The organism is Pseudomonas sp. WS 5503, assembly GCF_012985385.1.
In the GTDB taxonomy this organism is placed as follows: domain Bacteria; phylum Pseudomonadota; class Gammaproteobacteria; order Pseudomonadales; family Pseudomonadaceae; genus Aquipseudomonas; species Aquipseudomonas paracarnis.
Window position 1 is genome coordinate 388,889 of record NZ_JAAQWI010000007.1, and the last position, 10,018, is coordinate 398,906.

The following is a 10,018-nucleotide window of genomic DNA, read 5'->3' on the forward strand; positions in this document are numbered from 1 at the left end:
TTGTCATGGGTTTCTTGTATATCAAAGATATGTAGCAAAGCGAAACAATCGAGCAAGTTTGCATATTTTGCAGCCCGCCTTGGCGGGTTTTTGCATTATGGAGGGCGCATGAGCGCAGCAGCAAAGAAGACGTCCCGCGCCGCAGCGCGCACCCGGCGCGCCGTGATCGGCGGCAAAGGCGGCCAGGCCAAAGAGAAACGGCCGAGCATTGCGCAGAATAGCGTTCCTTCGATTTCTACCGCTCGGATCCTCTACATGTGGAGCTGGGGACCAATTGTTGGCCCGGTTGATGGTCTGCGCTCGATCAAGCTGGACGGCACCCCAATCCAGGGCCCGGACGGCACGTTGAACTACCCTGGCGTCAAATGGCAGTTCCGTAACGGTGAGCTGAATCAGGCTCGTCTGGAAGGCAACACCGAGTCCAGCAACGAGATCGACGTCAAGCAAGAGCTGATCTTTGGCACTCCCTGGCTGCACAGCATCACCAATCCGGTACTCGACGCGGTACGCCTGCGCCTGAGCTGGCCAGTGCTTCGCAGCCAAGATGCCGCCGGCAACATCAATGGCGTGCGCATTGACTACGCGGTGGATATCTCCACGGACAATGGCCCCTACCTGGAGGCACTGGTCTCGTTTGTCGATCGGAAGAACGTCACCGAGTACGAGCGCGCCCATCGGCTTGAGCTTCCCGCCGGCAACCGCTGGACAGTTCGGGTGCGCCGCCTGACCCCTAATGCCAACTCCGACCTGGTGGTCGACCAGATGGTGGTCAAGGCCATCGCAGAGGTTGTCGATAGTGATCAGGAATACCCGCTAACCGCCGTCAGCAGCATCGAGTACGACGCTCAGACGTTCGGCGGCGACATCGCCAAGATTGCTGTGCTGATGCGCGGTCGCATCATTCGGGTTCCCACCAACTACAACCCGGAGACACGCACGTACTCAACATCTGGCACGGGTACGAGCAACGGCATTTGGGATGGCACCTTCAAAGAGGCCTATACCAACAACCCTGCGTGGATCTTCTACGACCTGGTGCTGCACCCGTACTACGGCCTCGGCGACCGCATCGACGCGACAATGGTTGATCGCTGGTCGCTCTATCGCATCGCGCAGTACTGCGATCAGATGGTGCCGGACGGAAAGGGGGGCATGGAGCCGCGTTTCACCTGCAACCTGTACTTCCAGAAGCAAGCCGAAGCTTATGCAGTGCTCCAGGACCTGGCCTCGATCTTCCACGGCCTGGCCTACTGGGACGGCAGCCAGATCGTGGTCAACGCCGATATGCCGGGCGACCCGGTGTTCACCTACAACCAGACGCAGATCCTGAACAACGGAGCCATTAAGTACGAGGGCACCCGGGCGCGGGACCGGCACACGCTGTACATGGTCGGATGGGACAATCCAGACCAGGGCTTTGAAACAGACAAAGAGCCTGTCTTCGACGATGAGGCAATGATCGAGCTTGGCGGTATCGTGCGCGAAACCACGGTTGGCGCGATTGGCTGCACATCCCTGGGTCAGGCACAGCGCGCAGGGCAGTGGGCGGCGCTCACCGAAAAGCTGCAAACCCAGGGCGGCGTGTTTCGTGTCGGCCTTGATGGTGACATTCCCAAGCCTGGGCAGGTCATCGCGGTGGCCGATCCAATGCTGGTGGGCCGCAAAAACGGCGGGCGTATTGCCGCGGCGGCGGGCAGGGTGGTAACGCTGGATCGCGACACTGTGGTGCCGGTCGGTGCCCGCTTGATGGTCAACCTTCCCAGCGGCAAGTCAGAGGGCCGGGTGGTCAAGTCTGTGGCAGGGCGAGATGTGACCGTCATGGCCGACTTCAGCGAGCAGCCGCAGGCGGAGTGCGGGTGGATTCTCGACTACCAAGACTTGAAGCTGATGCAGTTCTATGTACGCAACGTCACGCGGCCGGAGTGGCACCAGTTCCAGCTCGAGGTGATCCAGCACGACCCGAGCAAGTTTGACGCTATCGACAACGGCGCCGTAGTGGATCCTCGCCCAATCACTGGTATTCCGATTGGCAGCCAGGACGCACCGGCCCGCGTCATGCTCAGTCAGCACGTCGTGATTGAGCAGGGCATCGCCGTCACGGTGATGTCGATCGCCTGGGATGCAGCGCCAAACGCTGTGGCTTATGACGTTGAATGGAAGTGGGGCGCCCGGGAGTGGATCAGGGTTCCGCGTACCGCCGAGCAGATGGTCGACGTCCGCGGTATTTACTCGGGCCAGTACATGGCCAGGGTGCGGGCGGTTAGTGCGCTCAACGTTTCGTCGATTCCGGCAACCTCTGCGCTGACCAACTTGGAAGGCAAAACCGGCCTGCCGCCGGCAGTGTCGTTCCTTACCACCACCAGCGAGCTGTTCGGAATTGGCATCAAGTGGGGCTTCCCTGCTGGCGCCGAGGACACCCAGCGGACCGAGCTTTGGTATGGCCCGGCGAATAACCTGCCGGCTGCGACGAAGCTGGCCGACCTGGCATATCCGCAGGCCGACTACCGTATGCAATCGCTGTTGGCGGGCGCTCGGTTCTTCTTCTGGGCGCGCTTGGTGGACCGGACCGGCAACATCGGGCCGTTCTATCCGGTGGCGAATGGAGTGATAGGGCAGGCCAGTTCTCAGGGCGGCCCGATCCTTGATCTGATCGCCGGACAGGTTGGAAAAACGGAGCTGGTCAAGGAGATTCTAGACGAGATAGAACTCATCTCTGGCTCAGGCCCTGGATCGGTTAATGAACGGCTGGAGCAGGCCAAGCAGGAGCTGGAAGACCTAATCGACCAGATAACGGACGCTCTGGTCTACGATCCTGCCAAAACCTACGCCGCCGGCGATGTGGTGCGGCAGGACCAGCATTTGTACCAAGCCACCGGGCCGGTACCGAAAAACACCACGCCTCCCAACGCCGCTTACTGGTTCGACATAGGCACCATTGCCGAAACAACCCAGGCTATGGCGGTCCAGATCCAGCAGAACAAGGCGTCCATCGACACCGTGGACGGCAAGGTCACTGCCCAGGCATCTGCGGTGCAATCGCTTCAGGCAAGCTGGAGGGAGGATGACGGGGAAGGGTCACTGACAGACGCGCTGCAGAACTGGGATGCGGCGGCAAAGTTCGCCCAGCAGGTGAAGGTGCAAGCCTCCGACAACCTGGCCATGGTCGAGCGCACGACGTCGCTGGATGCGGCAGTAGGTGCGAACAAGGCCAGTTTGACCACGCTGGAGCAGGTGGTGGCCACTGACAAGCAGGCGACAGTCACCCGGCTGGAACAGTTGAAAAGCAGTATCGATGGCAACACGGCCGCGATTGGCGTGGAGTCATCGACAAGGGCTGATGGTGACAGCGCCCTTAGCGCGCGCATCGACCAAATGGGGGCAAACGTCGGCAGCAACGCCGCGGCGATAATCCAAGAGGCAACCGTCCGGGCGAATGCGGATACCGCACTTGGTCAAAGAGTCGACACCACGCAGGCTCAAGTTGACGAGAACTCGTCAGCCGTTCAGACGGTTACCAAATCTCTGGCCGACACCGATAAGGCCGTCGCCTCGCAGTCAACCACGCTTCAGGCTGTTGTGGGTGGTGGGCGAGACGGTACCGACGAGGGAGACCTGGCTAGCGCACTCAGCGAGTGGAAGAGCAAGGCGGCGATCCAGATCACCGCCAAGGCCCAGGCCGACACCGATGGAAAGCTGTCCACCATGTGGGCGGTGAAGATGCAGGTGAACTCAAACGGCCAGTACGTGGCTGCAGGGATTGGCCTGGGCATTGAACAGAATGCCGATGGCTTGCTGCAAAGCCAGTTCCTGGTGAGTGCTGACAGGTTTGCCGTGGTGAATACGCTTGCCGGCGGTGGAATTACTACCCCATTCGTTGTGAGCAACGGCCAGGTATTTATGCGGTCGGCAATGATCGAGGACGGCACTATAACAATGCTGAAGATCGGCCAGGCGCTGCAATCAGACAACTATGTCGCCGGCGTACAGGGATGGCTTTTGGATAAGGCGGGGAACCTTGAATTCAACGGGCCAGCACCTGGTGGCGGCCGTCTATCAATGACGAATCGGGCCATCAAGGTATACGACGCAAGTGGTCGTAGACGTGTACAGCTTGGAGATCTAGACGCATGAGCCATGGTGTAAGAACGTGGAGCGAATCAGGCGCTCTAGAAATGGACACTGATAGTTTTACCTATCAAATCCTCCACAACGGACTCTATCAAGCAACCACCGGAGGCCCCATTACCGTCTCTGTCCCCGGCTTCAGTCCAAGCAACTGCTCTGCTGTGATACTGCCAACCGAGCCCCCTGCCAATGAATATATATACAGTGCACTGCCATACGTGTCGGTTGGGGAGGGTGTCGTTAATGTATACGGAAAACACCCTGCTGAAGCAGACAAGTCTTTGGGTACGGTGATCAAATTTAGATTGCTGGTCATGAGGTATAAAAATTGACTTTCGGATTGTCGGTGGCTAACGATGAGCGCTATATACAAATAGATTCTGAGATGCCCAGGCTTTGTGCTGTTTATAGCGGCTCGTATGCTGCAACCTCTAACTCCAATGCATATGTCAACTTTCCAGCCCCAATAACCACGCAGGAGCCTCCATGCATATTTATGCAGAATACTCCCGCTAGGCCTGATGATTTATATGCAGGGCTGGTCATAACCGGGGGCGCGGGGAACTGGACAGGCTTTGTTCTTTCGACGCGTAATATCAATGATCGGCCTTACGGTAAGTGGTTTGCAGCAGTCTTTGCTTCGCTTTCTAAGGCTCAATACGGGTTGCGAATGTGGGGGGAAGACGGGAGCGTAATCTACGACTCCGGCACTGTGCCGGTACTATTCTCCCGAGCCAGTCACTCATGGTCGTTTCAGGGGAGAGTGATAATTAACCCTATTGCTAACGGCTATTACTGGAAGAGCTTGCTTGTAGGTCAGCTTTTGAGCGATGAGTATTTTATGATTAACCCATTTTCTCGAGGGTTAATTACACCATCGCATATTAACTGGACGCCAATTGGAGTTAGATTTAATTATAACGAGTCCTGCTTGCAGGTTTTTGGCGTGACTGCTCTTGGGGCTTGGACGGATATCGGTAGCATGGCGGCAGTATATGCAAGGCTCCCTGGGACTTGATTTAAGCTACTTGATTTTCTAGATCGTATCGCCGTCACGAAAAAATTTTATTTGGAGATAAATATGCCTTGGTATAGAACGGGAACAGTTTCTGTAGCGTTGAATTCGAATGCCGTAGTCGGCTCCGGCACAGCCTTTCTCGCTAATAGTCGAGTGGGAGACGCATTTATAGGCCCTGATGGCGGGCAGTACGAAGTAACCAATATCGCCAGCAATACTTCGCTATCGATCACGCCGAACTATCGAAGCGCATCTAACGGTGCCGGTTCGTATGCGCTCATGCCTGTGCAGGGATACACGAAAGATCTGGCCGACCAAGTCCGGGCGATGATTCAGCAGTGGGGGGCGACATTGGCGGGCCTTGGTTTGGTCTCCACACAAAACGTTGTCCCTGTAACCATGGGGGGCACCGGCGGCACCAACCCAGCAGCGGCCCGAGCTGGGCTTCAGTTGGGTAGTGCGGCTGTGGCTTCTATCGGCTACGAGAGCGGCAACGTCGCAGATGCTTATGCGACTGGCAGAACGCGGACGAGCGTAGTTCAGAGCTGGCTGACCAATGCTGTGCATGGTATTGACCCCAACCTCTATCCGCCAGGGTCTCCTAGCATGCCCTCGGGCGGCACGGGCTACTGGTACAAGCAGATTTTTCGGCACTCCGATGGATCCAACAGACTGACAGTCGCGTGGCCGTACGGCCTGGCTGGTAACTCCGGCACTATCAAGTTTCAGTCTATTTACGATGGCGCCACAACTCCCTGGCTTGAGCTCTACCACACTGGAAATACAACTCGCGCCGCTGACGGCACACTCAAGGCTATCTAAATGACAACTCGCGCAGCAGTAAACATTCTCGGTGCTGACGGTGCCGTTATTGATGTCACCTCCCTGGGGGCTAACACCATCACCACCGAGCACCCTGGCCCTGGCCAGTACCTGGTGCACGGAACGCTTGGCATGGTTCCACCGCCAGAAGGCTGGGGTTATGTGTTGAACCAGGTCGATGCGTCTTGCTCGGTAGCCATAAATTACAACGACGGGGTGCTGGCCGTAAGCGTGGCTAAAGATGGCGAGCCAGCCGACTTGGCGCATAGCATCACTCTGCATGTAGCCGTGGATTCATTGCCAGTTCAGGTGGTTCCTGAGCTAACAGCGCCTGAAGCCGACCCCATGGAGACTGCTTTTGCGGAGATCACCCGCTTGCGGGCCGTCGCAGACTATGCGATCACACCACTCCAGGACGCCGTAGATGTCGACGAAGCCACGGACGCAAACCTCGCCGCACTCAATTCGTGGAAAAAGTACCGTGTTGCGCTGAGCCGCGTTATTGAGCAGCCGCAGTTCCCGGATGCCATTGAATGGCCCGTAGTGCCCGCGTAACTGTCATCGGTCACCGCCGCCCGCCTTGAGCGGGTTTTTTATTGCCTGGAGAAAAGTATGAACGCAACCGAGAAAGACCGGGACATCCTGGCGCGCACCCTGTGGGGCGAGGCCCGCGGCGAAGGGCCGGATGGTCAAATTGCCGTGGCCTGGACCATCCGCAACCGTGTGTTCGACGGCAAGGCTAAGTCGTGGTGGGGGGAGGGCTACGCCGGTGTGTGCCTCAAGCCCTGGCAGTTCAGCTGTTGGAACCAGAACGACCCGAACTACGCCTACCTGAGCGGCGCCAAGCAGATCCCGGCTGCGCAGTTTGCCCAGGCCCAGCGTGCGGCTGTCCAGGTGATGTCTGGCGCCGTGCCTGATCCAACCGGCGGGGCCACGCACTACTACGCAACGACAATGCCGAAGGCCCCGGCCTGGGCGGCGAAGGCCAAACAGACGCTGCGCCTGGGGCATCACGTCTTCTTCAAGGATGTGCCGTGATGACGCCGGTACAGAAGCTGATCGGCCTGGGGCTGGCAATCCTGCTGGCGCTGGCCATCGGCTTTGGCGGGGCATGGCAGGTTCAGGACTGGCGTATGGGCAAGAAGATGGCCGAGCGTATTGCGGAGCAGGGAGCCCACCATCAGAAGGAACTGGATGCAATCACTGGCGAGGCCTGGCGTCAGCAGGCGGCCGAACAGGACAAGCGCCTGGCCTTGGAGCGGCAGCTCGCTGGCCAGGACCAACAACATTCCAGGGAGTTATCCGATGCCCAACGCAACCAGGCTCGCCTGCGTGATCAGCTTGCTACTGCTGATGTCCGGCTGTCAGTCCTCATCGAGGATTCAGCCAGTGGCTGCAACGTGCCTGCCACCTCCGGCGCCGCCGGCGTGGTTCATGCAGCCCGTAGAGCCCAACTTGACCCAGCGCATGCTCAAAGAATTATCAGAATCACCGACGACGGCGACCAAGGACTGATCGCTTTGCAGGCTTGTCAGGCTTATATGAGAGCCATTGTTCGCTGACCTGTAGTTGTGGTCGCAAAAATTAGCATCACCTAATGAAACCAACCGCGAAGGATCGCAAATGACAAACCCAATCGTTCCATGGATGGGCGGCAAGCGCCGCCTGGCTGACCGCCTTATCCCGCTCTTCCCGCCGCACGAATGCTACGTTGAAGTCTTTGCCGGCGGCGCCGCGCTCTACTTCATGCGTCCCCAGGCCGCGTCCGTTGAAGTGCTCAATGACATCAACGGCGACCTGGTGACGCTCTACCGCGTTGTGCAGAACCACCTCGAGGAATTTGTGCGCCAGTTTAAATGGGCGCTCAGTTCTCGACAGGTGTTCGAGTGGCAGAAGATGACCCGCCCTGAAACACTCACCGACATCCAACGTGCCGCTCGTTTCTTCTATCTGCAGCACCATGCCTTTGCCGGTAAGGTGACTGGGCAGACGTTTGGTACCGCGACTACCGGGCCTGCGATCAATCTACTGCGGATTGAAGAGAACCTCTCCGCAGCCTGGCAGCGTCTTTCCGGGACCTATGTGGAAAACTTGGGATGGCTTGAATGCGCCGAGCGCTACGACCGGCCCCACACTTTCCACTACATGGACCCGCCTTACTGGCAGACCGCAGGCTACGGGGTGGACTTTCCGTTCGAAAACTATGAGCGGATGGCCGACTTCATGCGCCGCTGCAAAGGCAAGGTCATGGTGAGTATCAACGACCACCCTGATATTCGGCGGGTGTTTGAAGGGTTTCACTTTGAAACGCTGGATATCCGTTACAGCACAAGCAATCAGCGCCAGGGGAAAGCTGAGGTCAGCGGCGAGCTTGTGATCATGAATTGGAAACCCTCTGAACTTGGCGGGCTGTTTTAGGGTGCAGGCTGTATCAGGCCGGGACCCTTGTTCCGGACGTTGCCCACGGCCGTATCGACTTTGAACCATTCGAAGGCCTCGGCCCGCTCGCCCTGGTGCAACACCATCTGCTCGGCGCGCTCCTTGGGCGTGGCCGGGTCCAACCATTCCCGCGCCAGGTCCGGGGTCAGCACCACGGGGCGCCGGTCGTGAATGTCTACCATTCCCCCGGCGCTGTCGGCGGTGATGATCACGAAGCCATCATGCTCGCCCGGGCCTTCATCAGCATCCGGTAGCTGGCCGATGGCGGCACAGAATATCGGTGCACCATCCCGCCGGCGGATCAGGTAGGGCTGCTTCTTGGGCCCACCTTCATCCACCCACTCAAACCAGTTGTCGACAGGTGTTATTGCCCGGTGAGGCCAGATTGCCCGGAAGAACGGGCCGTGGGCCACTTTTTCCACCCGCGCATTGATGGGCGCGGCGCGGTCTTTCGCCCAGTGCGGCCGCCATCCCCAGCGAACTGGATCGGCGTGGAGTAGGTCGCCCTGCAGGTGCAGCAGCGCAACCGCGGTTGTTGGTGCGACGTTGTACCGCTCAATCGGTTGATCGCCCACGGAGTTCGCCAGAGCATTGGGCATGCTCAGCGCTGCAACGAAGTCGTGGATTCCCCGGTACTGCGAAAGCCTTCCGCACATAGGCACCTCTCCGTCTGTCGAAATCCCCTACAGAAAAATTGACCGCAAGCCGGCCGCAAAGTTAACTGTACATTCGTACAGTATGTGTAGAAGGCTGCATCATGAGCTTTACCATTTTAGGTCCTATATCCGAAGGCGGCACGAAGCTGCCTTTCTGCTCGTTTCGTGTACCTGCTGGGTTCCCCTCACCGGCAGCCGATCACATCGAGCAGCACATCTCATTGGATGAGGTCCTAAATATCAGGGCGCCGCATGTCTATCTCATCGCGATTACTGGTGAAAGTATGCAAGGGGCGGGAATTTTTGAGGGAGACTTGGCTGTTGTGGATCGATCAATTGAGCCGGCCCACGGACACGTCGTTGTAGCTCTTTTGAACAATGATCCCGTCTGCAAGCGACTATGCAAACGTGGGAAAGAGGTGATTCTTCTGTCGGAGAATCCGAAATACCCAGCGCGGTATGTCCTGGAGGGGGATGAGCTATCGATCTGGGGCGTGATCACCAGCACGGTGCGCAGTCATGTCTAACGCGTCGGTCTTCGCGCTGATTGACTGCAACAGTTTCTATGCGAGCTGCGAACGGGTCTTTCGTCCAGATCTGGCAAAGGTGCCTATCGTCGTACTGAGCAATAACGATGGCTGCGTCATTGCCCGCAGCTACGACGCCAAGCCGTTTATCAAGATGGGCGAGCCGTATTTTCTAATCAAACACAAGCTGAAGCAACACGGCATCATTCCCTTCTCGTCTAACTACGCGCTCTATGGCGACATGAGCGAGCGAGTGATGACTCTGATCGAATCGATGGTTCCTGCCGTTGAAATTTACAGTATCGATAAGAGTAAGTTGTATAGTGTGGACGCATAAGCTATTGAGTTCTATCTATGGACATTGTTAAGCGTCCCAGGGGCGTTGAATGGCGACGCTAGAGCGCATTCATTTCGTGCCCCATTACCTCGTG

The 10,018-nt window shown here is 57.9% G+C and carries 7 protein-coding genes and 2 pseudogenes; 8 read left to right on the forward strand and 1 reads right to left on the reverse strand.

Annotated features, from left to right (window positions below; all coding sequences use genetic code 11):
- Positions 1–108: 108 nt before the first annotated feature.
- From HBO10_RS19900 to HBO10_RS19925, 6 genes and pseudogenes are all read left to right on the forward strand, one after another.
- The gene (locus HBO10_RS19900; RefSeq protein ID WP_169922085.1) at positions 109–4,131 is read left to right on the forward strand and encodes a DUF1983 domain-containing protein; all 4,023 of its coding nucleotides are present in this window, start codon (positions 109–111) and stop codon (positions 4,129–4,131) included.
- A 1,075-nt stretch (positions 4,132–5,206) separates the two neighbouring features.
- Positions 5,207–5,509, forward strand: a pseudogene (locus HBO10_RS31380) (tail fiber domain-containing protein); the annotation flags it as partial.
- A gap of 456 nt (positions 5,510–5,965) precedes the next feature.
- A complete protein-coding gene (locus tag HBO10_RS19910; protein WP_169922087.1) occupies positions 5,966–6,520 on the forward strand; it encodes a tail fiber assembly protein in 555 nt (184 codons plus the stop codon).
- Positions 6,521–6,577: 57 nt separating this feature from the next.
- Positions 6,578–7,003, forward strand: a complete 426-nt coding sequence (locus HBO10_RS19915; protein WP_169922088.1) for a cell wall hydrolase — start codon at positions 6,578–6,580, stop codon at positions 7,001–7,003.
- On the forward strand, positions 7,003–7,527 hold the full coding sequence (locus tag HBO10_RS19920) for a lysis system i-spanin subunit Rz (RefSeq protein ID WP_169922089.1): 525 nt from the start codon (positions 7,003–7,005) through the stop codon (positions 7,525–7,527). The genes HBO10_RS19915 and HBO10_RS19920 overlap by 1 nt, the downstream gene beginning before the upstream one ends.
- A gap of 61 nt (positions 7,528–7,588) precedes the next feature.
- On the forward strand, positions 7,589–8,383 hold the full coding sequence (locus HBO10_RS19925) for a DNA adenine methylase (RefSeq protein ID WP_047711359.1): 795 nt from the start codon (positions 7,589–7,591) through the stop codon (positions 8,381–8,383).
- Here HBO10_RS19925 and HBO10_RS19930 read toward each other — a convergent pair.
- A complete protein-coding gene (locus tag HBO10_RS19930) occupies positions 8,380–9,060 on the reverse strand; it encodes an SOS response-associated peptidase family protein (RefSeq protein WP_169922090.1) in 681 nt (226 codons plus the stop codon). The two genes, HBO10_RS19925 and HBO10_RS19930, sit on opposite strands and share 4 nt — an antisense overlap.
- A gap of 101 nt (positions 9,061–9,161) precedes the next feature.
- Between HBO10_RS19930 and HBO10_RS19935 the strand changes: the two genes are divergently transcribed.
- The gene (locus tag HBO10_RS19935) at positions 9,162–9,587 is read left to right on the forward strand and encodes a S24 family peptidase (RefSeq protein WP_034135895.1); all 426 of its coding nucleotides are present in this window, start codon (positions 9,162–9,164) and stop codon (positions 9,585–9,587) included.
- Positions 9,580–9,900, forward strand: a pseudogene (locus tag HBO10_RS19940) (DNA polymerase V subunit UmuC); the annotation flags it as partial. The gene HBO10_RS19935 and the pseudogene HBO10_RS19940, both read left to right, overlap by 8 nt.
- Between the last annotated feature and the right edge of the window lie 118 nt (positions 9,901–10,018).

Bases quoted from the DNA above. Each gene is read 5' to 3' on its own strand.
- HBO10_RS19925 (WP_047711359.1), top strand. From the start codon at position 7,589: ATGACAAACCCAATCGTTCCATGGATGGGCGGCAAGCGCCGCCTGGCT.
- HBO10_RS19915 (WP_169922088.1), top strand. From the start codon at position 6,578: ATGAACGCAACCGAGAAAGACCGGGACATCCTGGCGCGCACCCTGTGG.
- HBO10_RS19910 (WP_169922087.1), top strand. From the start codon at position 5,966: ATGACAACTCGCGCAGCAGTAAACATTCTCGGTGCTGACGGTGCCGTT.
- HBO10_RS19900 (WP_169922085.1), top strand. From the start codon at position 109: ATGAGCGCAGCAGCAAAGAAGACGTCCCGCGCCGCAGCGCGCACCCGG.
- HBO10_RS19935 (WP_034135895.1), top strand. From the start codon at position 9,162: ATGAGCTTTACCATTTTAGGTCCTATATCCGAAGGCGGCACGAAGCTG.
- HBO10_RS19930 (WP_169922090.1), bottom strand. From the start codon at position 9,060: ATGTGCGGAAGGCTTTCGCAGTACCGGGGAATCCACGACTTCGTTGCA.
- HBO10_RS19920 (WP_169922089.1), top strand. From the start codon at position 7,003: ATGACGCCGGTACAGAAGCTGATCGGCCTGGGGCTGGCAATCCTGCTG.